The organism is Erwinia sp. BNK-24-b, assembly GCF_047456155.1.
Classification (GTDB): Bacteria; Pseudomonadota; Gammaproteobacteria; order Enterobacterales; family Enterobacteriaceae; genus Erwinia; species Erwinia phyllosphaerae.
The window spans coordinates 2,829,801-2,852,970 of record NZ_CP179901.1 but is presented as its reverse complement, the minus strand read 5'-3'; the positions used below and the strand labels follow the sequence as shown (position 1 = coordinate 2,852,970).

General features: G+C 55.3%; 20 protein-coding genes. 11 read left to right on the top strand and 9 right to left on the bottom strand.

Annotation, left to right across the window (positions count from 1 at the left end):
* Positions 1 to 197: 197 nt before the first annotated feature.
* Both ACMGGR_RS12915 and ACMGGR_RS12910 read left to right on the top strand, forming a co-directional pair.
* Positions 198 to 1,175 carry a DUF1852 domain-containing protein gene (locus ACMGGR_RS12915; protein WP_414148961.1) on the top strand — a complete coding sequence of 326 codons (978 nt, stop codon included), beginning with the start codon at positions 198 to 200 and terminating at the stop codon, positions 1,173 to 1,175.
* Between the two features lie 29 nt (positions 1,176 to 1,204).
* Complete coding sequence (locus ACMGGR_RS12910) at positions 1,205 to 2,236, top strand: methionine synthase (protein WP_246758794.1); 1,032 nt, start codon at positions 1,205 to 1,207, stop codon at positions 2,234 to 2,236.
* A 110-nt stretch (positions 2,237 to 2,346) separates the two neighbouring features.
* Here ACMGGR_RS12910 and ACMGGR_RS12905 read toward each other — a convergent pair whose 3' ends face one another.
* Positions 2,347 to 3,237 carry an oxidoreductase gene (locus tag ACMGGR_RS12905; RefSeq protein WP_414147038.1) on the bottom strand — a complete coding sequence of 297 codons (891 nt, stop codon included), beginning with the start codon at positions 3,235 to 3,237 and terminating at the stop codon, positions 2,347 to 2,349.
* A 208-nt stretch (positions 3,238 to 3,445) separates the two neighbouring features.
* Between ACMGGR_RS12905 and ACMGGR_RS12900 the strand changes: the two genes are divergently transcribed.
* Together ACMGGR_RS12900 and gvpU are read left to right on the top strand one after the other, a co-directional pair.
* On the top strand, positions 3,446 to 4,678 hold the full coding sequence (locus ACMGGR_RS12900; RefSeq protein WP_414147037.1) for a diguanylate cyclase domain-containing protein: 1,233 nt from the start codon (positions 3,446 to 3,448) through the stop codon (positions 4,676 to 4,678).
* 193 nt (positions 4,679 to 4,871) lie between these two features.
* A complete protein-coding gene (gene gvpU / locus ACMGGR_RS12895; RefSeq protein ID WP_246758797.1) occupies positions 4,872 to 5,297 on the top strand; it encodes a gas vesicle accessory protein GvpU in 426 nt (141 codons plus the stop codon).
* Positions 5,298 to 5,351: 54 nt separating this feature from the next.
* Here the strand turns inward: gvpU and mfd are convergent, their stop codons facing one another.
* Both mfd and ACMGGR_RS12885 read right to left on the bottom strand, forming a co-directional pair.
* On the bottom strand, positions 5,352 to 8,798 hold the full coding sequence (gene mfd / locus ACMGGR_RS12890) for a transcription-repair coupling factor (RefSeq protein WP_414147036.1): 3,447 nt from the start codon (positions 8,796 to 8,798) through the stop codon (positions 5,352 to 5,354).
* A 77-nt stretch (positions 8,799 to 8,875) separates the two neighbouring features.
* Complete coding sequence (locus ACMGGR_RS12885) at positions 8,876 to 9,085, bottom strand: hypothetical protein (protein WP_246758799.1); 210 nt, start codon at positions 9,083 to 9,085, stop codon at positions 8,876 to 8,878.
* Between the two features lie 256 nt (positions 9,086 to 9,341).
* On the opposite strand from ACMGGR_RS12885, the gene lolC reads away from it, so the two are divergent.
* The 5 genes from lolC to cobB are packed head-to-tail and all read left to right on the top strand — an operon-like array spanning position 9,342 to position 14,239.
* Positions 9,342 to 10,541, top strand: coding sequence for a lipoprotein-releasing ABC transporter permease subunit LolC (gene lolC, locus ACMGGR_RS12880; RefSeq protein WP_246758800.1), 1,200 nt, complete (start codon positions 9,342 to 9,344; stop codon positions 10,539 to 10,541).
* Positions 10,534 to 11,238: a lipoprotein-releasing ABC transporter ATP-binding protein LolD gene (gene lolD, locus ACMGGR_RS12875; RefSeq protein WP_246758801.1), complete on the top strand. Its 705-nt coding sequence runs from the start codon at positions 10,534 to 10,536 to the stop codon at positions 11,236 to 11,238. The genes lolC and lolD overlap by 8 nt, the downstream gene beginning before the upstream one ends.
* A complete protein-coding gene (lolE, locus tag ACMGGR_RS12870) occupies positions 11,238 to 12,482 on the top strand; it encodes a lipoprotein-releasing ABC transporter permease subunit LolE (protein WP_246758803.1) in 1,245 nt (414 codons plus the stop codon). The genes lolD and lolE overlap by 1 nt, the downstream gene beginning before the upstream one ends.
* Before the next feature lies 1 nt (position 12,483).
* A complete protein-coding gene (gene nagK, locus ACMGGR_RS12865; RefSeq protein ID WP_414147035.1) occupies positions 12,484 to 13,395 on the top strand; it encodes an N-acetylglucosamine kinase in 912 nt (303 codons plus the stop codon).
* Between the two features lie 10 nt (positions 13,396 to 13,405).
* Positions 13,406 to 14,239, top strand: a complete 834-nt coding sequence (gene cobB, locus ACMGGR_RS12860) for a Sir2 family NAD+-dependent deacetylase (protein WP_246758805.1) — start codon at positions 13,406 to 13,408, stop codon at positions 14,237 to 14,239.
* A 123-nt stretch (positions 14,240 to 14,362) separates the two neighbouring features.
* Here cobB and ACMGGR_RS12855 read toward each other — a convergent pair whose 3' ends face one another.
* Positions 14,363 to 15,547, bottom strand: a complete 1,185-nt coding sequence (locus tag ACMGGR_RS12855; protein ID WP_414147034.1) for a benzoate/H(+) symporter BenE family transporter — start codon at positions 15,545 to 15,547, stop codon at positions 14,363 to 14,365.
* A 91-nt stretch (positions 15,548 to 15,638) separates the two neighbouring features.
* Here ACMGGR_RS12855 and ACMGGR_RS12850 point away from each other — a divergent pair, with 91 nt between their 5' ends.
* Complete coding sequence (locus ACMGGR_RS12850) at positions 15,639 to 16,208, top strand: helix-turn-helix domain-containing protein (RefSeq protein ID WP_414147033.1); 570 nt, start codon at positions 15,639 to 15,641, stop codon at positions 16,206 to 16,208.
* 101 nt (positions 16,209 to 16,309) lie between these two features.
* Positions 16,310 to 17,545, top strand: coding sequence for a peptidase T (pepT, locus tag ACMGGR_RS12845; RefSeq protein WP_414147032.1), 1,236 nt, complete (start codon positions 16,310 to 16,312; stop codon positions 17,543 to 17,545).
* Between the two features lie 76 nt (positions 17,546 to 17,621).
* On the opposite strand, the gene ACMGGR_RS12840 is transcribed toward pepT, so the two are convergent.
* From ACMGGR_RS12840 to hflD, 5 genes are all read right to left on the bottom strand, one after another.
* Positions 17,622 to 18,749, bottom strand: a complete 1,128-nt coding sequence (locus tag ACMGGR_RS12840; protein WP_246758809.1) for a cupin domain-containing protein — start codon at positions 18,747 to 18,749, stop codon at positions 17,622 to 17,624.
* 92 nt (positions 18,750 to 18,841) lie between these two features.
* Positions 18,842 to 20,302, bottom strand: a complete 1,461-nt coding sequence (gene phoQ, locus ACMGGR_RS12835) for a two-component system sensor histidine kinase PhoQ (protein ID WP_246758810.1) — start codon at positions 20,300 to 20,302, stop codon at positions 18,842 to 18,844.
* Entirely contained in the window at positions 20,302 to 20,970 is a 669-nt protein-coding gene (gene phoP / locus ACMGGR_RS12830; protein WP_246758812.1) for a two-component system response regulator PhoP, read from the bottom strand. The genes phoQ and phoP overlap by 1 nt, the downstream gene beginning before the upstream one ends.
* Before the next feature lie 160 nt (positions 20,971 to 21,130).
* A complete protein-coding gene (purB, locus tag ACMGGR_RS12825) occupies positions 21,131 to 22,501 on the bottom strand; it encodes an adenylosuccinate lyase (protein ID WP_246758813.1) in 1,371 nt (456 codons plus the stop codon).
* Positions 22,502 to 22,519: 18 nt separating this feature from the next.
* A complete protein-coding gene (hflD, locus tag ACMGGR_RS12820; RefSeq protein WP_246758814.1) occupies positions 22,520 to 23,161 on the bottom strand; it encodes a high frequency lysogenization protein HflD in 642 nt (213 codons plus the stop codon).
* Positions 23,162 to 23,170 lie beyond the last annotated feature (9 nt).

Below are 23,170 nucleotides of genomic sequence, written 5' to 3'. Positions count from 1 at the left end.
GCAACATGAATTTCTCTCATGTTCGTTGAAATTAAATCACTTTTTTTCATTCTGTGACTCAGGCATAAAGTATGCATAGTTATTAACACAGATAACATAAACACAACTGAATGAGAAAGCCTGCAAAGAACATCAGGATGTCCTGACAGCAAGCAACAGAATCAGGTTTATAACAGATATCAGGATACCGGATGACGATGACTAACGCATTTAGCTTCACCATTAAGAGCCTTCGTTTCGACGAAAATTATAACCCTTCCGAAAATACGCGTATCACCACCAACTTTGCGAACCTGGCAAGGGGTGAGAAACGTCAGGAAAACCTGCACAACGCCTTAGTGATGATGAACAATCGTTTCAACTCTCTGGCGCACTGGGATAACCCTAAAGCAGACCGTTATGCCGTTGAGCTGGACATCATCTCCGCCTGGCTGGACATTGAAGGCACGGGTAAAGCCTTCCCGGTCATTGAAGTATTGAAAACCAATATCGTTGATAAAAAAACTAACCAACGCATTGACGGTATTGTGGGTAATAACTTCTCCTCTTACGTGCGGGATTATGACTTCAGCGTACTGCTGTCAGAGCACAACAAAAATCAGTCTGCCTTCAGCACGCCGGATAATTTTGGTGATTTGCACGGGAATATCTTCAAAAGCTTTATCAACTCGGACGTTTACAAAGAAAACTTCAAAAAAGCGCCGGTTATTTGTCTGAGCGTTTCCAGCAAAAATACCTATTACCGTACCGGTAATACGCATCCCGTGCTGGGCATTGAATATCAGCAGGATGAATATTCTCTGACCGACCGCTATTTCGCCAAAATGGGCCTGCAGGCTCGTTATTTTATGCCGGCCAATAGCGTGGCGCCTTTAGCTTTCTATTTTTCTGGCGACCTGCTCAGCGATTACACCAATCTTGAACTGATTGGGACTATCAGCACGATGGAAACTTTTCAGAAAATCTATCGGCCAGAAATTTACAACGCCAATTCCGCGGCAGGAAAAGAGTACCGCCCGGATCTGAACTATCAGGATTATTCCTTAACGCAAATTGTTTACGATCGAGAAGAACGCAGCCATCTGGCAGTAGAACAAGGGAAGTTTACTGAAGAGCACTTTATCAAACCGTACCAGGCTCTTCTTGAGCAGTGGTTTGCACGTTCCGTTTCTTGATTAATCAAAAAAATATAAGGTCACCTGCGATGAAAAAATTACTACCTACTTCTACTGCTGGCAGCTTACCTAAGCCATCATGGCTTGCTCAGCCAGAGCAGCTCTGGTCACCCTGGAAACTGCAGGGCGATGAATTAGTCGACGGTAAAAAAGATGCGCTGCGCCTGTGCCTGGACGACCAGCAGCAGGCCGGTATTGATATCGTTAGCGATGGCGAGCAGACGCGTCAGCACTTTGTTACTACGTTTATTGAACACCTTGACGGCGTTGATTTTGAGAAGCGCGAAATCGTTAAAATCCGCGACCGTTATGAGGCAAGCGTGCCTACGGTGTTTGGCGATGTTGCGCGCCGCAAGCCGGTTTTTGTTGAAGACGCCAAATTCCTGCGTCAGCAAACCAAACAGCCAATCAAATGGGCATTGCCTGGTCCGATGACCATGATCGATACGCTGTATGACGGTCACTATAAAAGCCGTGAAAAACTGGCCTGGGAATTCGCTAAAATCCTTAACCAGGAAGCCAAAGAATTAGAAGCCGCCGGTGTCGATATTATCCAGTTTGATGAGCCTGCCTTTAACGTTTTCTTTGATGAAGTCAACGACTGGGGTATCGCAACGTTAGAAAGAGCTATCGAAGGCCTGCAGTGCGAAACTGCCGTGCACATTTGCTACGGCTACGGCATCAAAGCCAACACGGACTGGAAAAAAACGCTGGGTTCAGAATGGCGTCAATATGAAGAGATTTTTCCTAAGCTGCAAAAATCTAATATTGATATCGTTTCGCTGGAATGTCAGAACTCGCACGTGCCAATGGAGCTGATTGAGCTGATTCGCGGTAAGAAAGTAATGGTTGGTGCCATTGACGTGGCAACCAACAACATTGAAACCCCGGAAGAAGTCGCCGCAACGCTGCGTAAAGCCCTGCAGTTTGTCGATGCCGACAAGCTTTATCCTTGCACTAACTGCGGCATGATCCCGCTGCCACGCCATGTAGCGAGAGGCAAGCTGAATGCCCTGAGTGCAGGCGCGGAAATCGTTCGCAAAGAGTTGCTGGCAAAATAAGACGGGTTAATCCCTTCTGAAACAGAGTTCGAAGCAGGGCGGCTGATACGGTCGTCCTGCTTTTTTTATAGCTTACCAGGGTTGATGGCAGCAAATACGGGTAAAAGGATTTAACCCGGCCCCTCACTGCCTGCCGCCAGCAAGGGGACAACGATGTCACTGATGGGGGTTGGAATACCCTGTGAGCGACCATAACGCTGAATAACGCCGTTGCGTATATCCCATTCCAGCGGGCGGTTAGCCTGGCGGTCGGCGAGGATAGAGGTACCCAGATCCGCAGGCGCACGCTGAAAACCCTCGACGATCTCCTGTGGAACGTTATCCTGAAGTATTGCACCCTGCGCTCGCGCGACAGTCAGACATTCCCCCAGATAAGCCAGGGTCAGTGAGGTAATATCCGTGCGTGAAAACATCCCCGAGCGGCGATTTGCCAGCACCATTAGACCTGCTGCCGCATTCTGTAGCAGTTTTCGCCAGGCAATGGAGAGAAAATCTGACGACAACTCCACCGTGCAGCGCGTGCCGTCAAGCGCATCTACGACACGTTGTGCCTGCGGCAAACTGGGCAGAGTCAAACGCGGTTTGGCGCGAAGGGTAACGGAAGCATCAGGCTCGCGCTGCGCCGGAAACCATACTACGGAAGGCAGTACCGTTGCCCCGTTGACGTAGGGTTTCAGCTGGGTTTTCTGCTCCACGCCGTTTTGCAGGGCACAGACTACGGTATTTTCATTGCATAACGCGGCCAGCCAGTCTGCGCAGTCAGCTACCTGAGTAGTTTTTACTGCCACAAAGACCAACTCTATCGGATGGGTGACGATAGAGGCGTTATTCAGGACCGGGCCTGGCACGACGACTTCTCCCTTATCGTGATGCAAAACTAATTGCGAATGCGCGGTCCGTCCGCAAAGTATCGGCGTGCGACCAACTTCATGAAGCGCGGCGGCGATGGTAGTACCTATCGCACCGGGGCCGACAAGCGCAATTGTAGGGCGGTCAGACATAATAAGTCCTCCTGAAGTCAGCGTTGTTACATACCATACGTTAAGGTCCATTAAAGTTTGTAGGCCGCTTTGCCGATATACGTAGGCTACTACTTCTGACCTTGAATCTCGTTATAGATAATGCCTCGTGCATTTTGCGGGCAAGATAGCACTACAGAAACGGCTGCCGAACAGGCTGGCGCTTCAGTAAACAATGGGACCGGCCACCATGATCACTGTGAACAAACCCGCTCTTTCCGCCGTCTGGTCCACGGATAGCCAGGGCGTATGCGTCACCAGCCAGGAAAATCCGGCCGGCCTGATGCCCGCACTGAAAGGCGTCACGTTAAGTACATGGTTGAGGCTGGCACAGGCTGACGATGATACCAATATCGCGCTCCAGCTGACGGCGGCGCTGGAACGGGTGACGCCTTTTCATATCGAAATACCTATCCATTGTCTGGACGGAACCACGCGGCGTGTAATCCTTTCCGGCTTGCCGGATAGTCAACCTGGGGCATCGGAAAAACAGTATAGCGGCTTCATCCTTGATATCACCGGGCCGCGCAAAGCTCTTGAGGATGCGCTGCGCACGGCAGCGGAATATCGTCTGCTGATTGAAAACAGCACCGACCTGATTGCCCATTGCGATAAAGATGGCCGATACGTTTCTATCTCGCCATCCTATAGCGAAATGATAGGCTGGTCAGCCGATGAGGTGGTGGGTCAACTGGTAGTCAATTTCCTGCACCCCGATGACCAGGCACCCGCGACGGAGGCACTGCAACATATCTTCAACGGCGGCACGTTGCCGGACGTAGTCGAGGTACGCAAGCTACATCGCGACGGTCACTATATTACGCTTGGCACAAAGGCCTGCGGCGTCAGGAATCCTTCTACGGGCAAGAATATTGGCGCAGTGCTGGTTTCTCGCGATATTACCCGTGATAAGAAAAAGATGCAGGAGCTTGAGAAACTGGCAACTCGCGATACGCTGACCGGCTTGCCTAACCGGGCCTGGATCAACAACCAGATTAGCGAAATGCTGGCGCAGCGTGACGATCTGGCCTACACCACGGTCCTGTTTATCGATCTGAACGGCTTCAAGGCCGTGAATGATTCAATGGGACACGCGACAGGAGATGCTTTACTGCAACAGGTAAGCGAACGGTTACAAGGTTGCATGCGCCCGGGCGACTCGGTGGCACGCCTTGGCGGCGACGAGTTTGTAGTGGCAGCCAGGTGCAGCAATCGGCAGGCAGCGTCCGCCATCGCCCAGCGCCTCATTGACAGCCTGAAAGAGCCTTTTGTCTTTAATGATAAGGAAGTACGGATCGGGGCGGCGATAGGTATTAGCCTGGCGCGGCCCGGGACGGCATCGGTTAAAAATTTATTTGAGCATGCCGACATAGCGATGTACCAGGCGAAAGCACGACGTGATGGGTCATATCAGTTTTTCTGATCTGGCGTTCAGGCACGTCGTTAGCGGTAGCCTTCAGCAGCATATCGCCCGTTCAGTTTATTTCCCCCCCTGAAATAGCGCATAAGGCACGGCCCGGAGGTAAAACTCGCAGCAGGCAGTGGTCAGCGACCCGTTATCCACTAAACTCATTACTCAAGCTGATGTATCGCTTCCATAAGGCAAGGAGATAATCATGTCTGAACAGAGTGAAATGACTAACGTGTTCGCCAGTAAAATGCGCGATGCCGATCTGAATTTTATTGCCAATATCGCCAGCAAATTTGGCGTGGGCCTGGGCGTTACCTTGTTTGTTAAAGGGGCGCTGGTGACGGGAAATACCATTTCCGGCAAGGAATATTACGAACAAATCGCCGAGTTTTTTGGCAAGGTTGAGGAAGGCACGGTAGAACAGGCGATTGCCAACTATTTCAAACGCACCGGCGAAGCCTATTACACGCCGGAAGATGATGATGCTTCCGTGCCGCTTAACTTTCTGCATCTGAAAGATGTCTCTTTCCGCCTCGGTTCCGAACAGTTCTCACACCATAAAAATGGCCTGCTCAGGATCAAAATAGAAGAGATCGACGGCTTTATGCTGGGTATTTCGACTAACGACTGATGAGCCGGGAAAGCACCGTTTCAGCCGTTATTAACGTACTGAAACGGTGATGGTTCAGGCGGCCGCGTTTTCCAGCAGCTGTGCCATAAAGTCACGTACCCACTTCATGCGCAACTTGCGTTCAGCAAGCTCGCGCGTGAACTTCAGCTTAGTGGGGCCATCCAGCCGCCAGTTCTGCGGCTCCTTCTGCAGCAGGCCAATCAGCCAGCCTGGATCGGCCTTGTTCTTCTCGGCAAACTCGACAAAACCGCCTTTCTCGCTGGCCTCGACGCGACGAATACCAATCTTTTTCGCCATCAGGCGCAGCGCGGCAATGTCCAGCAGGTTGCGCGCGGCATCCGGCAGCTGACCAAAGCGGTCAATCAGCTCGACTTTCAAATCATCCAGCTCGCCTTCCTGCTGCGCGCTGGCAATCCGCTTGTAGAACGACAGGCGCGTATTTACGTCCGGGATAAAATCGTCCGGCAGCAGCGAAGGCATGCGCAGTTCGATATCGGTCTGGCTGTTGGTCAAATCCTCCAGCGATGGCTCGCGACCTTCCTTCAGCGCGTCGACGGCGTTTTCCAGCAGCTCCATATAAAGCGAGAAGCCGATGCTTTCCATCTGGCCATGCTGATCTTCGCCCAGCAGCTCGCCCGCGCCACGGATCTCTAAATCGTGCGTTGCCAGTGCAAAACCCGCGCCCAAATCTTCCAGCGAGGCGATAGCTTCCAGACGCTTGTGCGCATCGGTAGTCATCGACTTCGGATGCGGCGTTAACAGCCACGCATAGGCCTGATGGTGTGAACGGCCCACGCGGCCGCGAAGCTGGTGCAGCTGCGCCAGGCCAAAGTGGTCGGCTCGTTCGATGATAATGGTGTTCGCTGTAGGAATATCGATGCCGGTTTCGATAATGGTGGTACAAACCAGCACGTTAAAACGCTGATGATGGAAATCGTTCATCACCCGTTCCAGGTCGCGTTCGCGCATCTGGCCGTGACCAATAGCAACGCGCGCTTCCGGCACCAGCTCCGCAATGCGGTTCGCGGCTTTCTCAATGTTTTCCACATCGTTATAAAGATAATAAACCTGGCCGCCGCGCAGCACTTCACGCAGGATCGCCTCACGTACCACCAGATTATCGAACTCGCGGACGAAAGTTTTTACCGCAAGACGACGCGCTGGCGGCGTAGCGATAATCGACAGGTCGCGCATGCCGCTCATTGCCATATTGAGCGTACGCGGGATTGGCGTGGCGGTCAGCGTCAGAATATCGACATCGGCACGCATCGCCTTAATCCGCTCTTTATGACGCACGCCAAAGCGGTGCTCTTCATCGACAATCAGCAGCCCCAGGTCGCGCCATTTAATCTCGCTCTGCAACAGCTTGTGCGTGCCGATCAGAATATCAATTTTGCCTTCGCGAGCTTCTTCCAGAATTTGCGTTTGCTCTTTAGCGCTGCGGAAGCGGGAAAGCATCTCAATGCGGACTGGCCAGTTGGCGAAGCGATCGCGGAAGTTATCGTAATGCTGCTGGGCAAGCAGGGTAGTTGGCACCAGCACGGCAACCTGCTTGTGGTTTTCCACTGCCAGGAAGGCAGCGCGCATCGCCACTTCGGTTTTACCAAAGCCCACGTCGCCGCAGACCAGCCGGTCCATCGCCAGCGGCTGGCACATATCGCTGAGCACCGCGTTAATCGCCTGCGCCTGATCCGGCGTGGTTTCAAACGGGAAGCTGTCGCAAAACAGCTGATACTGCTCGCGATCGTGCTTAAAGGCGAAGCCCGCTTTAGCCGCGCGCTGGGCATAGATATCCAGCAGCTCGGCGGCCACGTCGCGCACTTTTTCCGCCGCTTTTTGCCGCGCGCGCGACCAGGCATCGCTGCCCAGCTTGTGCAGTGGGGCATTTTCGTCCGCGCCGCCAGCGTAGCGGCTGATCAGATGCAGAGAAGAAACCGGTACGTAAAGCTTGGCGTCTCCGGCATAGGCCAGCATCAGATACTCGGCGGTAATGCCGCCGGTTTCCAGCGTGGTCAGACCGATATAGCGACCAACACCGTGCTCCAGATGCACCACCGGCTGGCCAGGATGCAGCTCCGCCAGGTTGCGGATCAGCACGTCCGGGTTAATGGTGCGGCGGCTATCCTGACGACGACGGCTGACGCGCTCGCCCAGCAGATCGCTTTCGCAAATCAGCGCCCGGTTGCGCAGGCTGTCGATAAAGCCGTGCTCGCTGGCGCCAATAATCAGATAAGCGCCGGGTTCTTGCGCGTCATTTAAGGCGTGAATGGTTTTCGGCGTGAGCTTGATGCGGGCCAGCAGCTCCTGTAACGCTTCGCGGCGGCCTTCGCTCTCTACCGAAAAGATCACCGGACCGCTGAAATTCTCCAGGAACTGCCGCAGCGCGTCCAGCGGCGCTTTTGCCTGCGCCTGCACCGCCAGATCGGGCAGGTTTTGATAGCCCAGATTGGTATTGGCCGCTTTCTCTGCCAGCTCGTCGCTTTTCAGCTGGACGCGCGGCCACTTTTTCAGCTCGCCAAACAGTTCGTCGGTGCGCAGCCAGAGTTTTTCCGGTGACAGTAAGGGCCGCATCGGATCGACACGGCGATTTTCAAAACGCGCCATCACTTCCTGCCAGAAGCGCTCCGCCGCGCTTTCCAGCTCGCCGGTATTAATCAACAGCGTATTGGCAGGAAGATAGCTAAACAGCGAAGGTAGCGCCTGCTCAAAAAAGAGCGGCTGCCAGTATTCAATGCCGGAAGGCAGCGTGCCTTTGCTCACCTGCTGATAGATATGTTCAGCTTCACGTCTGACGTCAAAGTGTTCGCGCCACTGCGTGCGGAACAGCTCAATGGCTGCTTTATCGGTCGGAAACTCGTGGGCGGGCAGCAGGTTAATCGCCTCTACCTCTTCCAGCGTGCGCTGGCTGTCAACGTCGAACAGGCGCAGGCTGTCGATCTCATCATCAAAAAAGTCGATGCGGTAGGGCTGTTCGCTGCCCATCGGATAGAGATCCAGAAGCGCGCCGCGCGTGGCATATTCACCGTGCTCCATTACCTGATCGACATGACGGTAGCCAGCCTGCTCCAGCTGAGCGCGCAGCGCATCACGCGACAGGTGCTGGCCTTTACGCATCACCAGCGCATGACCGTGCAGAAAGCTGTGCGGGCAGACCCGCTGCATCAGCGTATTCACCGGCAGGATCAGCACGCCTTTTGTCAGCGTCGGCAGGTTATAAAGCGTCGAAAGACGTGAAGAGATAATTTCCTGATGCGGCGAAAAGCTGTCAAAAGGCAGCGTTTCCCAGTCGGCCAGGGTCATTACCGGCTCGTCGGTAAACTGCCGGATTTCATCCTGCAAACGCAGCGCGTTTTGCATATCCGGTGCAATCAACATCACTGGGCCGCCGTGACGCGCGAGAATTTCAGCACTTTCTACCGCGCAGGCGGCACCGGTGAGTTGTCCCAGCTGACGCTGGTCGCCTGCTTTTGCTGGCAGGTTATATCGGGCATGTTCAGGCATAATCAGTCAGTCGGTCTCTTCACAAAAAGGGAGAGCAGGAAACGAGACGTTTCCTGTTCGGCTAACCGAGTATACCTCTATTTTGGCGATTGTTGCGTGTAGTGCATTCTGGGCCGGTCAATGTTTGCCCAGATCAACTCTTTTTCGCCGTGATAGCTGTGGTTGCCGTCGTCCCACTTAACGTAATAGCCCGCGGGCGCGTCGCCCTGTTCGAAGACGTTGACCACTAACCCTTTAATTTCGCCAGTTTTATGCCTGACAATACTGCCTTTAGGATATCTTGACATTATGCCTGCTCCCGCCTTTACTCACGCTGCCCAAAAGTTTTCCCCCGGGGGATAAGGTAAGTTTATGCCGTTTCCTGCGTAACAATTGGGTAAATAACGGTCGTTTTTCGTGTGATATTTCGCCACGAAGTGCGGCAAGCCTCGAGGATCATAAAACTTAGTAAAAGAGTCAGCGGCTTAGAGGTTCCATAACGCCGGGCTAACCTTTATCATCTTCGATCACTTTTTGCCTTATTACCGCCAAAAGACGGATAACATGTATCAACCTGTCGCGTTATTTATCGGCCTGCGCTATATGCGTGGGCGAGCATCAGACCGCTTCGGGCGGTTTGTTTCCTGGCTCTCCGCCATTGGCATCACGCTCGGCGTGCTGGCGCTGGTCACCGTGCTGTCGGTGATGAACGGCTTTGAACACGAGCTGGAAAAAAACACCTTAAACCTGATGCCCCAGGCGCTGATCACCAGCGAAAAAGGTTCTCTCGATCCGCAACAGGTTACTGCGGCATCGCTGAAGCTACAGGGCGTTGATCGCGTCACGCCGCTGACCACCGGCGACGCGGTGCTGCAAAGCGCGCGCAGCGTCGGCGTCGGCGTCATGCTGGGGATTAACCCCGACGAGCCGGATCCGCTGACGCCGTTTCTGGTTAACGTTAAGCAAAGCGAGCTACAGCCCAATCAGTACCGCATTATCGTTGGCGAGCAGCTGGCAGAGCAGCTCGGCCTGAAGCGGGGCGATCAGGTTCGTCTGATGGTGCCTTCCGCCAGCCAGTTCACGCCAATGGGCCGCCTGCCAAGCCAGCGCCTGTTTACGGTGATTGGTACCTTCGCCGCCAACAGCGAAGTAGACGGCTACCAGATTCTGCTCAACCAGCAGGATGCTTCGCGGCTGATGCGCTATCCGGCAGGCCATATCACCGGCTGGCGTTTGTGGCTGGATAAGCCGCTGCAGGTCGATACGCTCAGCGGGCAAAAGCTGCCTGCCGGTCTGGTATGGAAAGACTGGCGCGAGCGCAAAGGCGAACTGTTCCAGGCGGTGAAAATGGAAAAAAATATGATGGGGCTGCTGCTTAGCCTGATTGTCGCCGTCGCGGCGTTCAACATCATTACCTCGCTTGGCTTGCTGATTATGGAAAAGCAGGGCGAAGTGGCGATCCTGCAAACCCAGGGCCTGACGCGCCGCCAGATTATGCTGGTGTTTATGGTACAGGGCGCAACGGCGGGCGTGGTCGGCGCGCTGCTTGGCGCACTGCTGGGCGTGCTGCTGGCCAGCCAGCTCAACAACCTGATGCCGCTGATTGGCGCTTTCCTTGACGGCGCGGCGCTGCCCGTCGACATTTCCGGCGTACAGGTAGCTACCATCGCCGTCGTGGCAATGGCCGTGGCGCTGCTTTCCACCCTTTATCCTTCCTGGCGCGCGGCCGCCGTTCAACCCGCTGAGGCTTTACGTTATGAGTAACAACATCCTGTTGCAGTGCGACAACCTGTGCAAACGCTATCAGGAAGGCAGCGTCCAGACTGACGTGCTGCGCAACGTCTCTTTCAGCGTGGCACCCGGCGAAATGATGGCGATTGTCGGCAGTTCCGGCTCCGGCAAAAGTACCTTAATGCATCTGCTGGGCGGCCTGGATACGCCAACTTCGGGCGACGTGGTGTTTAACGGTAAATCGCTGAACGGCATGTCTTCGGCGGCGAAAGCCGAGCTGCGCAACCGCGAACTGGGCTTTATTTATCAGTTTCACCACCTGCTGCCGGACTTCAGCGCGCTGGAAAACGTGGCGATGCCGCTGCTGATTGGCAAAGCCAGCAAGGCGCAGGCAGAAGAGAAAGCCATTGAAATGCTGCGCGCGGTCGGGCTGGAAAAACGGGCGGCGCATCGTCCTTCCGAGCTTTCCGGCGGCGAACGTCAGCGCGTGGCGATAGCGCGTGCGCTGGTGAATAATCCGCGTTTAGTGCTGGCGGACGAGCCGACCGGCAACCTGGACGCGCGTAACGCAGACGCCATTTTCGATCTGTTGGGCGAACTGAACGTGCGTCAGGGCACCGCTTTCCTGGTAGTGACACACGATCTGCATCTGGCCAAAAGGCTGAACCGCCAGATGGAGATGCGTGACGGCGTACTCAGTGAAGAGCTGACGCTGGCGGGCATGGCGTAATGGCAAGTTCTCTTTCTCTTCTACTGGGCCTGCGCTTCAGCCGCGGGCGCCGTCGTGGCGGCATGGTGTCGCTGATTTCGGTGATTTCCACGGTTGGTATCGCGCTGGGCGTGGCGGTGCTGATTGTCGGGCTGAGCGCGATGAACGGCTTTGAACGCGAACTTAATAATCGCATTCTGGCGGTGGTGCCGCACGGCGAAATCGAGCCGGTTAATCAGCCTTTTACCGGCTGGCAGACGCTATTGCCAAAGGTTGAGCAGGTACCGGGTATCGCGGCGGCGGCACCTTATATTAACTTCACTGGCCTGATTGAAAGCGGCGCGAAGCTGCAGGCGATTCAGGTTAAAGGCGTCGATCCGCAGCAGGAAACGAAGCTCAGCGCGCTCCCGGCCTATGTACAGAACAACGCCTGGCAAAGCTTCAGCGCGGGCAAGCAGCAGATTATCCTGGGGCAGGGCGTCGCCAACAGCCTGAAGGTAAAGCAGGGCGACTGGCTAACCATCATGATCCCCAACAGCGATACCGAGCACAAGCTGCTGCAACCCAAACGCGTGCGGCTACAGGTTAGCGGTATTCTGGCGCTGAGCGGCATGCTGGACCACAGCCTGGCGCTGGTGCCGCTAAAGGATGCGCAGGACTATCTGGCGATGAACGACAGCGTCACCGGCATCGCGCTGAAGATGACCAATCCTTTCGCCGCGCAGAAGCTGGTGCGGGACGCGGGCGAAGTTACGCATTCTTACGTCTATATTCGCAGCTGGATTGGCACCTATGGCTATATGTACCGCGATATCCAGATGATCCGCGCCATTATGTATCTGGCGATGGTGCTGGTGATTGGCGTGGCCTGCTTTAACATCGTGTCGACGCTGGTAATGGCGGTGAAGGACAAGAGCGGCGATATCGCCGTATTGCGTACGCTGGGCGCAAAAGACGGACTGATCCGCGCGATTTTTGTCTGGTATGGCCTGATGGCAGGTCTGCTGGGCAGCGTCAGCGGCGTGGTGGTCGGCGTGCTGGCGGCCTATAACCTGACGCCGCTTATCCACGGAATTGAAACCCTGACCGGCTATCATTTCCTCTCCGGCGATATCTATTTTATCGATTTCTTACCGTCAGAGGTTCACTGGCTGGATGTGGCTATCGTGCTGGTAACATCGCTGGTGCTGAGCCTGATTGCCAGCTGGTATCCCGCCAGGCGCGCCAGCCGCATCGACCCGGCTCGCGTGCTGAGTGGGCAGTAAGATGTATTACGGTTTTGACGTCGGCGGCAGCAAAATTGCGCTTGGCGTTTATAATGCGGCGCGCCAGCAAATCTGGCACAAGCGCGTCGCCACGCCAACGCAGGATTACGCAGAGCTGCTGGCTACGCTGGTGGCGCTAACGCACGAGGCCGACGCGTTTTGCGGTGAGCCAGGTAGCATAGGCATGGGCATACCCGGTTTGCCCGTGCCGGATGACGGCACGGTATTTACCGCCAACATTCCGGCCGCGCAGGGGCAGCGTCTTCAGGCGGATCTCAGCCAACGGCTGGGCCGCGATGTGCGTATTGATAACGACGCCAACTGTTTTGCACTGTCGGAAGCCTGGGACGACGAGTTTAAAGCCTATCCGGTGGTGCTGGGCCTGATTTTAGGTACGGGCGTGGGCGGCGGCCTGGTGATTGAAGGCAAAACGCTGACCGGACGCAATTTCATTGCGGGCGAATTTGGGCATATGCGCCTGCCGCTTGACGCGCTGGAAGTACTTGGGCGCGATGTGGTACAGCCACTGTGCGGCTGCGGCAAGCGTGGCTGCATTGAGCCGTGGCTGTCGGGGCCGGGTTTTGCTCGCCTGTGGCGGCTACACTATCAGTCAGATCTTAACGCACCAGAGATAGCCAGCCGCTATTATCAGCAGGACGAGCAGGCCATTGCCCATACCGCGCGCTACCAGGCGCTGTTGGCCGTTTGCCTGGCAAACTGGCTGACGCTGGTGGATCCACATCTGGTGGTGCTGGGCGGAGGCCTGTCTGGTTTTGACGCGCTCTATGACGGACTGGCGCAGCAGGTAGCGAAGCACCTGTTGCCGGGGGCAAAGCCGCCACGCTTTGCCAAAGCTCGTCATGGAGATGCAGGCGGCATGCGCGGCGCCGCCTTTCTGCACATTAAGGATTAGAGGATTTATCATGCGTACACCCCGTCGCCGGTTGAGGCTGGCCCGCTATAAGAAAAACCGCCGCAAAGTGCAGCAGCGTTTTCGCCAGCGCATTTTCGAACGCGACCGCACTCTGGAGATCGCCCAGCATCCATTACCGCGCGTGGTGGTGCTGACCGGCGCAGGCATTTCCGCCGAGTCTGGCATTCAGACTTTCCGTGCGGCTGACGGCCTGTGGGAAGAGCATAAGGTGGAAGAGGTGGCGACGCCGGAGGGTTTTGCCCGCAATCCGCAAAAAGTACAGGCGTTTTATAACGCACGTCGCCGTCAGCTTATGCAGACGGATGAGATTACACCCAATGCCGCTCATGCAGCGCTGGCGGAGCTTGAAGCGGCGCTGGGTGACCACTTCCTGCTGGTCACGCAAAATATCGATAATCTGCATGAACGCGCAGGCAGCCGCCACGTTATTCACATGCACGGCGAACTGCTAAAGGTACGCTGCGTTTCCAGCGGCCAGGTGCTGCACTGGCAGGGCGACGTAACAGAGGACGATCGCTGTCACTGCTGTCAGTTTCCTTCCGTGCTGCGGCCGCATATCGTGTGGTTTGGCGAGATGCCGCTGCAAATGGATGAGATTTATCAGGCGCTGGCGCAGGCGGACTATTTTATTGCTATCGGCACTTCCGGCCACGTTTACCCGGCGGCGGGCTTTGTGCATGAAGCGAAATTACAGGGTGCGCATACCGTCGAGCTGAATCTGGAACCGAGCCAGGTAGGCAGCGAGTTTGAAGAAAAAGAGTACGGGCTGGCGAGCGAAGTGGTGCCGAGGTTTGTGCATAAAATGCTGGCGAAAATTAAGTAGCAGAGTTGCGGGGGAAGTGGCTGCTGGCCGGGCAGGCGACTGTGTCGCTGGGACAGTCGCTGCTGGATTGGTGCAAAGCAGTGGGCAGCAGAGCAACGGCCAGGCTGAATAAAAATGTTAAGGCTAAACGGTTTTCCTTTGTGGCAGCGCCAGAACCAGATGCGCGATAATGCCGCCAATAAGCCCCCAGAACGCCGCGCCAATACCCAGCAGCGAAAGGCCGGAAGCAGTGATTAAAAAGGTAATCACTGCTGCTTCACGCTGTTTATCTTCTGCCAGCGCGCGCTGTAAGCTTCCCGCTATCGTTCCCAGCAGCGCCAGTCCGGCAATGGTATGGATTAGTGCTGGCGGGAGCGCGCTGAACAGCTGGCCAATCGCACCGCCGAACAAACCAGCCAGTAAATAGAAAAATCCTGCGCACGCTGCGCCCCAGTAACGCCGTTGCGGATCCGGATGCACATCCGGCCCCATACAGATGGCGGCGGTAATGGCCGCAATACAGACGGAAAATCCGCCGAAGGGCGACAGCAACAGCGAAGCCAGCCCGGTCCAGCTCATCAGCGGCGAAATCGGCACCTGATAGCCAGCTGCCTTTAACGTAGCGATGCCCGGCGCGTTCTGTGAGGCCATTGTCACCACAAAGAAAGGCACGCCGATACCCAGCAGCGTCGACCAGCTGAAGTGCGGCATAATAAATTGCGGCACGGCAAAAGCCAGCGGCTGGTGCAAAAAGTGAATTTCACCTTTCAGGGCCGCGACGGCCAGCCCAACCAGCAGCGTCAGGACAATGGCGTAGCGCGGCAGAAAGCGACGGGCGAGCAGATAAGCCAGACACATACTGGCCGTCAGCACAAAATCAGGTTGCAGCGAAACAAAGGCATCCAGGCCAAAACGCAGCAGAATACCTGCCAGCATCGCGGCAGAAATCGCCTGAGGAATATGATTCATCAGACGCGCAAATAGCCCGGTTACGCCGCAAAGAAAAATCAGCCCCGAGGCAAAAATAAATACGCCAATCGTGTCTGCCATGGAGGTGCCGGGCAGGCTGGTGACCAGCAGCGCGGCGCCAGGCGTTGACCAGGCCGTCAGCACGGGCGCGCGATAATAAAGCGATAGCCCAATCGAGGTGATTCCCATCGCCAGACCCAGCATGCTCAGCCAGCCGCCAAGCTGAGCGGTGGTGGCGCCTGCGGCACCGGCAGCCTGAAAGATAATCGCGGCGGAGCTGGTGTAGCCCACCAGCACGGCGACAAAACCCGCCGCGAGGGCCGGCAAAGTAAGATGACGTAATGAAAAAGCAGGCCGCATAACCTTCTCCGCGTTGACCGTTATAACGCACAAACCGATGATGTGCGTTATAACGCACAAGCGCTATACTGTCAAAAAAAGGAGGAGAGTAATGACGCAGGCACTACCGGAACCTGGCCGGATGCTAAAAACGCTCCGCCTGGCGCGCGAATGGAGTCTTAGCCAGACCGCCGCGCAAACAGGCGTGAGCAAAGCGATGCTGGGCCAGATAGAGCGCGGCGAATCCAGCCCCACGGTTGCGACGCTATGGAAGATAGCCACGGGCTTTAACGTACCGTTCTCGCTGTTTATTACGGCGGAAGCCTCAAATGCGGAGATTCTTCGTAGCGAAGAAACCCGACGCTGGCAGCAACAAAATAGCGCTATGCAGATTAGCTCACTGTTTCCTTTCGACCCGCAGCTGGGCTTCGATATGCTGGTGGTAGAACTGGCTGCTGGCGCCCTTAGTGAATCCTCGGCCCACGACAGCGGCGTTATTGAGCACGTGGTGGTGATTGCAGGCGAGCTACAGCTGGCGATTGGCGAGCAATGGCATACGCTTAAAGCGGGTGAAGGGCTGCGCTTTCAGGCGGACGTCTCGCACAGCTATCGTAACAGCAGCGCGCAATCGGTACGTTTCCATAGCCTGATCCATTATCCGGGTGGTAAAGCGAACCGTTAACAGGACGACGCCGCGCAGGCACTTTTCATTCAACTGACCTGACGCAATAAACGCCAGGCAAAAAGACAGATAATAAACATCCGCACTCAGAGGGAAGGCTGATGAATAATTTACTCGATCGCTTTTTACACTATGTCTCATTTGACACACAGTCTAAAGCTCACACCCGCCAGGTTCCCAGTACCGATGGGCAATGGCAGCTGGCCCGCGAGCTGAAAAAAGAACTGGAAGCGCTGGGTTTAAGCAACGTCACGCTGAGCACCCACGCCGTGGTAATGGCAACATTACCCGCGAACGTCGACTGGTCGGTCCCCACCATCGGTTTTATCTCCCATATGGATACCTCACCGGATTTTACCGGTAAAAATGTCAATCCACAGATTGTGGAAAACTATCGCGGCGGCGATATTGCTCTGGGCGTAGGGACAGAAGTGCTGTCACCGGTTATGTTTCCCGTGCTGCACCGCCTGACGGGACACACGCTGATCACCACCGATGGTAAAACGCTGCTGGGCGCTGATGATAAGGCGGGCGTGGCAGAAATTGTCACGGCAATCGCCCGGCTAAAAAATGAAAATATTCCGCACGGCGATATTCGCATTGCCTTTACGCCGGACGAAGAGACGGGCAAAGGTACCAGCTGCTTTGACGTGGCGGCTTTTGGCGCTGACTGGGCTTACACAATGGACGGCAGCGATCTGGGTGAATTTGAATATGAAAACTTCAATGCCGCTTCCGCCACGGTAAAAATCACCGGTAATAATGTGCATCCGGGCAGTGCGAAAGGCGTGATGGTCAACGCACTGGATCTGGCCATGCGTTTTCATGCGGCGATGCCGCAAAAAGAAGTGCCGGAGCAGACTGAAGGCTATGAGGGTTTTTATCATCTGCACGGTATCAAGGGCTGCGTGGATAAAGCCGAGCTGCACTACATTATTCGCGACTTTGACCGCAACAGTTTTAACGCAAGAAAGCAGACGCTGAAAGATATTGCCGCGACGCTGGCAAAGGACCAGCCAAAGGAAACGGCGATTGAAGTACAGACAGAAGACAGCTACTTCAATATGCGTGAAAAAGTGGAGGCGCATCCGCATATTATCGAGCTGGCGCTTCAGGCGATGCGCGACTGTGACATAGAGCCGAAGACGAAGCCGATACGCGGCGGCACGGATGGCGCAGCGCTGTCGTTCAAGGGGTTACCTTGTCCCAATATCTTTACCGGCGGCTATAACTACCACGGCAAGCATGAGTTTGCCTCGCTGGATATTATGGAAAAAGCAGTTGCGGTGATTGTGCGTATTGCCGCGCTAACTGCCGAGCAGGCGAAAAAGTCATAGTGTTCGGGCCGCGACGTCCCTGTCGCGGCACGCTTTATTTATCTTCTTCGCCAGAATAGCAGTCAGGCCGTGATAACTATTCTTCTTCGCTAAAGTACCAGTAACCGCTGTTTACCAGCGCTGCCAGCTGTGCCAGGAAGGATGGGTCATTTAACGCTTCGCCCAGTGCTTCTGCGCTCAGCGAATGATGGTTCGCCAGCACGCGCAGCGCCTGTGGCTGCTGGGATTCCAGCTTCTCACCGTTAACAAAGACGGCTTCGCCAATCGACAGCACGCGCAGGCCGCCCAGGCGTTGCAGCCTGTCGCCCTGTTGCAGCGCATCGTAAATCTCATCAGGCTGATAAGGCGGTTCCGGCGGCGCAACGTCCAGCTCATGACGCGACTGGGAGATAAATTCACCAAACCACTGGTTAAAGTGCTCCGGCTGGTTAATCACTTCCAGCATCATCTCGCGGATGCCGTCCAGTTCCTGCGGAAGGATCTCCGCGGTGTTTTCACGCGCGGGCACATCCGGGTCGGTAAAGCGACGGCTGCCCAGCTCGCGCGAAAGAACGTAATCCGCAAAGCCGCTGATTAGCTCGCGGCCGCTTGGCGCACGAAAGCCTACTGAATAGTTGATGGCGCTTTCCAGCGAGTAGCCTTCATGCGGAAATCCTGGCGGGATATAAAGAATGTCGCCCGGCTCCATCTCTTCATCAATAATGGCGTCAAACGGCTCTACCTGCAGTAAATCGGGGTGCGGGCAGTGCTGTTTCATCGCCACTTTTTCGCCCACGCGCCAGCGACGGCGTCCGGTTCCCTGAATAATAAAGACGTCGTACTGGTCAAGATGCGGGCCAACGCCGCCGCCGGGCACGGAGAAGGAGATCATCAGATCGTCGGTGCGCCAGTCGGGCAGAAAACGGAAAGGGCGCATCAGCGCGGCAGAAGGCTCATGCCAGTGATCGACCGCCTGTACCAGCAGCGACCAGTTGTGCTCGCCAAGGTGGTCGTAATTTTCGAACGGGCCGTGGGCAACCTGCCACTTGTCGTCCTCATGGCTAACCAGCCGACTATCGACCTCGTTTTCCATCGCCAGACCAGCCAGTTCGTCCGGCGAAATAGGGTCGACAAAATTTTTAAAGCCGCGCTTAAGCACGACCGGCCGTTTCTGCCAGTAGCGCTGAATAAAATCGGGCCAGTTAAGATCGAGCTGATAGTCCATATTGCGAGTTCCTGAAACGCTGAATTTTATCGATTATAACAGCGGGGAAGAAGAGCGGGGAAAAGCATTTGCGGCGGCTGCCGCAAACTGGGCTATTCGCCGGGGTGTAGGCCTTCCTGACGTTTAAAAATGACCTCCATTCTGGCACCGCCCAGCTCGCTGGTGGAGGCAATAATATCGCCCGCATATTGCTCAAGAATATCGCGAGCAACCGCCAATCCTAAGCCTTGTCCTGGCCGCAATGTATCGGCCCGCTGCCCACGGATAAAGATCATATCGCGTTTGCTTTCCGGAATGCCCGGACCGTCATCTTCAACAATCAGATGCAGCTCGTCATCGGTCTGGCGACCGCGAATTTCAACAAACTCCAGACAATATTTGCAGGCGTTATCCAACACGTTACCCATCACTTCCATAAAGTCGTTCTGTTCGCCGATAAAGGTGATCTCCGGCGAGAGATCCAGCGTCAGTTCAACGCCCTTTAACTGATAAACCTTGTTCAGCGCCGAGCAAAGACCATCGAGCAGGCCGGGAACGGAATGCAGCTCGCGTTTCAGAACGTTATGATCGGCCTGCATGCTGGCACGGTGCAGATAGTAGCCAATTTGCTGTGAGATGCGGCTGATCTGCTCCAGCATGATAGGTTCAGCCTGCTCAATCGAGAGATTGCGGCCGCCGCGCAGCGAGCGCAGCGTGGTTTGCAGTACCGCCAGCGGCGTTTTCAGGCTGTGCGTCAGATCGCTGAGCGTGGTGCGATAACGGGTATAGCGCTGGCGCTCGTTATCCAGCAGAAAATTAAGGTTGCGCACCAGGCTTTTTAGCTCCTGCGGCGTTTCGTCGGCCAGCGTTTCGCGCGTACCGTGCTCAAGCTCACGCAGCTGTGCGGCAAGTGACCCAATAGGCCGCAAGCTCCAGTGCGCGGCAAGCCACAGCAAAGGGATAACCAGCAGCAGATTGACCAGCAGCACATAGCTGAACCACGACCAGACCACGTCCGAATGCTGTAGCTCTTGCGGAATCGAGTCCACCACCACCACGGTGAGCGCCGGGAGTGAGGTGGTGGCCGCGTAACGGTTGACCGCTACCGAGTGGGTAAAGGTATCGTTATTATTATCGTCATAGGCGGTCAGCTTATTCTGTGCATCCGGGTTATTACCCAGCGCGCGACGGCTGGTGCTGTTATCGGCGTCGATTTCGTAAAAGTCGGCGCGCTTCAGCCATTCACGCTTGATGCGGGTGCGAATTTCCGGCACGTCCCGCAGCTGCCAGAGCAGCTTGCCATCTTCGTTGTAAATAAAGACCAGCGTCGGGAAGTTAAGCGAGACCCGTTCCGGCTGCGCGATGGTTAACTGATGGTTTTGCCACTGTGCCAGCGTAAAAAACAGATTGCTTTCCGCGCGCATAACCCGATAGGTATTTTTATCGAAGCTGACCACATAACCCACTACCGCCACCATGCCGTAGGAGAGTGACAGGATCAGGACGACCGCAGCCGTGGCAAGGAGAAAGCGGGCACGTAGCGAAAAGGGCGTTTCAGGACGAAAGAGCGACATTAAAGATCGAACCGGTAACCTTGTCCGCGGACGGTAGTAATCACATCTTGCGGATAAACGGCCTGGATTTTTTTACGCAAGCGACCCATCAGTACGTCAATGGTATGGCTTTCACGCAGTTCAGCATCGGGATAAAGCTGTAACATCAGCGAATCTTTACTGACAACCTTTCCGGCGTTGCGGATCAGCGTTTCGATAATGGTATATTCAAAGGCGGTCAGCTTAATCTGCTGCTCGTCAATACTCAGTTCCCGCCGGGAAAGATCAACCTGGAAAGGTGCGAGGGTAATAATCTGCGAGGCAAGTCCGCTGTTGCGACGCATTAGCGCCTGCATGCGGGCAACCACTTCTTCAATATGAAACGGTTTAGTCACGTAGTCGTCGGCACCGGCTTCCAGCGCTTCAACCTTGGCCTGCCAGCCTTCGCGAGCGGTCAATACCAGGATGGGCTGCTTCACTTCCAGACCACGCCAGCGGCGGATCATAGTCATGCCGTCTTCATCGGGCAGGCCCAGATCCACCAGGGTAATATCGGGGGTGTGTTCATTAAGGAAATAATCCGCTTCTTTAGCGTCTTCTGCCGCATCAACCTGATGACCCATTTCGCGCAGCTGGACGGCCAGATGGTGACGCAGCAGGGGATTATCTTCCACTATCAGTACGCGCATAACATTATCCTTTCTGTAGATTCGGTCAAAGACCGGGCCTGATTTTTATCTGAGAAAAGTATAGGTTAAAGCAGGTAAACAACAGGTTAACACAGGCCGACTTGCGTCGGCCTGAAAAGAGTATGGCAGGTTGTAGAATTAATTAAACGCAGCGCCGCAATTACGGCAGTTCATCAACCATTTGCACGGCGCGGCCAAGGTAATTTGCTGGCGTCATCAGCTTCAGGCGCGTTTTCTCTTCTTCCGGCAGTTCCAGCCCGTCGATAAAGGCTTTCATACCCGCTGCATCAACGCGTTTGCCGCGCGTCAGCTCTTTAAGCTTCTCGTACGGCTTTTCGATGCCGTAGCGGCGCATCACGGTCTGGATCGGCTCTGCCAGTACTTCCCAGTTGTGATCCAGCTCGTCCAGCAGGCGGTCACGGTTAACTTCCAGCTTGGAAACGCCTTTCAGCGTCGCCTGATAGGCGATCAGCGCATAGCCCATGCCGACGCCCAGGTTACGTAATACCGTAGAGTCAGTGAGATCGCGCTGCCAGCGGGAAACCGGCAGTTTGCTGGCCAGATGCTGCATCACCGCGTTCGCCAGACCCAGATTACCCTCGGAGTTTTCGAAGTCGATCGGGTTAACTTTATGCGGCATGGTAGAAGAACCAATTTCGCCTGCAATGGTTTTCTGTTTGAAGTGGTTCAGCGCAATGTAGCCCCACACGTCGCGGTCGAAATCGATCAGGATGGTGTTGAAGCGAGCGATACAGTCAAACATTTCGGCAATGTAATCGTGCGGTTCGATCTGCGTGGTATACGGGTTCCAGGTGATGCCCAGAGAGGTCACAAAACTTTCGCTCATCTGATGCCAGTCAACTTCCGGATAGGCGGCAATGTGGGCATTATAGTTACCTACCGCGCCGTTGATTTTGCCCAGTACTTCAATGCGTTCCAGCTGACGCAGCTGACGCTCAAAGCGGTAAGCAACGTTGGCCATCTCTTTGCCCAGCGTGGAAGGGGTAGCGGGCTGACCATGCGTGCGGGAAAGCAGCGGAATATCACGATACTGCACTGCCAGATCTTTTACTGCCGCAATGATTTTGTTCCAGTAAGGCACGACAACTTCGCGACGGGCCGTTTCCAGCATCAGCGCGTGAGACAGGTTGTTAATGTCTTCTGAAGTACAGGCAAAGTGAATAAATTCCGACACGGCGTGCAGTGCGGCAACCGGCTCCACTTTCTCTTTCAGAAAATATTCTACCGCTTTGACGTCATGATTGGTGGTGCGCTCGATGGTTTTGATGCGTGCCGCGTCTTCTTCGTTGAAATTAGCCACAATTGCATCAAGGTAAGCGTTTGCGTCAGCATCAAATGCAGGAACTTCCTTGATCTCTGCGCAGGCGGCCAGTTTTTGTAACCAGCGTACTTCAACCTCGACGCGGAATTTCAGCAGGCCAAATTCGCTGAAAATAGCGCGCAGCGGGCTGACTTTGTCGCCATAACGACCATCAATCGGGGAGACGGCAGTCAGAGAGGATAATTCCATCAGTGTAACTCCTGAAGATTAAAGAGATTGGGAACAACGGGATAAAATTTGCTTCGCCTCGGTGACGAGACGATTTCGGGAAAACATCAGCTGCAGTCGGCCACCGCCAACCTGCTGCCAGAGTACCGCAGCGCGGATACCGGCCAGAAGCGCGGCGCGAACTTTGCTCTGAATTTGCGAGTTTTGCAGCACGGCGGGCGAGCCGGTCACCTGGATGCGCGGGCCAAGCGGGCTAATGACGTCGACATAAATCGCCGCCATTGCGCTGAGCAGCGTATCGGACTCTAAATCGTAATGTACCAGCTGGCGGTCAAGCTGCGCGATGCGCTTTGACAGATCGTCCAGCGCCGTTTTGCTTGCGCTCAGCTTGCGCTCCAGCACCATCATGCTCAGCGTATAGCGGGTTAACTCTGCGCCCGCACCGTGGCGGCTGCTGCTGTTCAGCACCGCAATCAGCGTTTCTAAACCGAAACGTAAATTTTCCTCTTTACCGCCGTAAACGGCCAGCGTGGAAGAAGGATTCAGATCGACAACGCTTTCCAGTGACACCTTCAGCGACTCTGGCGGGCAGTGCCCCTGATGCGCCAGCTGCTGGACCAAATGTGCCGACTGGCAGATGCCTGCGAGAGCCAGCGTAATATCATAAAAATTTTTCGCCACGGTAACTCC

Coding starts and splice junctions, on each gene's coding strand:
- ACMGGR_RS12915 (WP_414148961.1), top strand. CDS start 198: ATGACTAACGCATTTAGCTTCACCATTAAGAGCCTTCGTTTCGACGAA.
- ACMGGR_RS12910 (WP_246758794.1), top strand. CDS start 1,205: ATGAAAAAATTACTACCTACTTCTACTGCTGGCAGCTTACCTAAGCCA.
- ACMGGR_RS12905 (WP_414147038.1), bottom strand. CDS start 3,237: ATGTCTGACCGCCCTACAATTGCGCTTGTCGGCCCCGGTGCGATAGGT.
- ACMGGR_RS12900 (WP_414147037.1), top strand. CDS start 3,446: ATGATCACTGTGAACAAACCCGCTCTTTCCGCCGTCTGGTCCACGGAT.
- gvpU (WP_246758797.1), top strand. CDS start 4,872: ATGTCTGAACAGAGTGAAATGACTAACGTGTTCGCCAGTAAAATGCGC.
- mfd (WP_414147036.1), bottom strand. CDS start 8,798: ATGCCTGAACATGCCCGATATAACCTGCCAGCAAAAGCAGGCGACCAG.
- ACMGGR_RS12885 (WP_246758799.1), bottom strand. CDS start 9,085: ATGTCAAGATATCCTAAAGGCAGTATTGTCAGGCATAAAACTGGCGAA.
- lolC (WP_246758800.1), top strand. CDS start 9,342: ATGTATCAACCTGTCGCGTTATTTATCGGCCTGCGCTATATGCGTGGG.
- lolD (WP_246758801.1), top strand. CDS start 10,534: ATGAGTAACAACATCCTGTTGCAGTGCGACAACCTGTGCAAACGCTAT.
- lolE (WP_246758803.1), top strand. CDS start 11,238: ATGGCAAGTTCTCTTTCTCTTCTACTGGGCCTGCGCTTCAGCCGCGGG.
- nagK (WP_414147035.1), top strand. CDS start 12,484: ATGTATTACGGTTTTGACGTCGGCGGCAGCAAAATTGCGCTTGGCGTT.
- cobB (WP_246758805.1), top strand. CDS start 13,406: ATGCGTACACCCCGTCGCCGGTTGAGGCTGGCCCGCTATAAGAAAAAC.
- ACMGGR_RS12855 (WP_414147034.1), bottom strand. CDS start 15,547: ATGCGGCCTGCTTTTTCATTACGTCATCTTACTTTGCCGGCCCTCGCG.
- ACMGGR_RS12850 (WP_414147033.1), top strand. CDS start 15,639: ATGACGCAGGCACTACCGGAACCTGGCCGGATGCTAAAAACGCTCCGC.
- pepT (WP_414147032.1), top strand. CDS start 16,310: ATGAATAATTTACTCGATCGCTTTTTACACTATGTCTCATTTGACACA.
- ACMGGR_RS12840 (WP_246758809.1), bottom strand. CDS start 18,749: ATGGACTATCAGCTCGATCTTAACTGGCCCGATTTTATTCAGCGCTAC.
- phoQ (WP_246758810.1), bottom strand. CDS start 20,302: ATGTCGCTCTTTCGTCCTGAAACGCCCTTTTCGCTACGTGCCCGCTTT.
- phoP (WP_246758812.1), bottom strand. CDS start 20,970: ATGCGCGTACTGATAGTGGAAGATAATCCCCTGCTGCGTCACCATCTG.
- purB (WP_246758813.1), bottom strand. CDS start 22,501: ATGGAATTATCCTCTCTGACTGCCGTCTCCCCGATTGATGGTCGTTAT.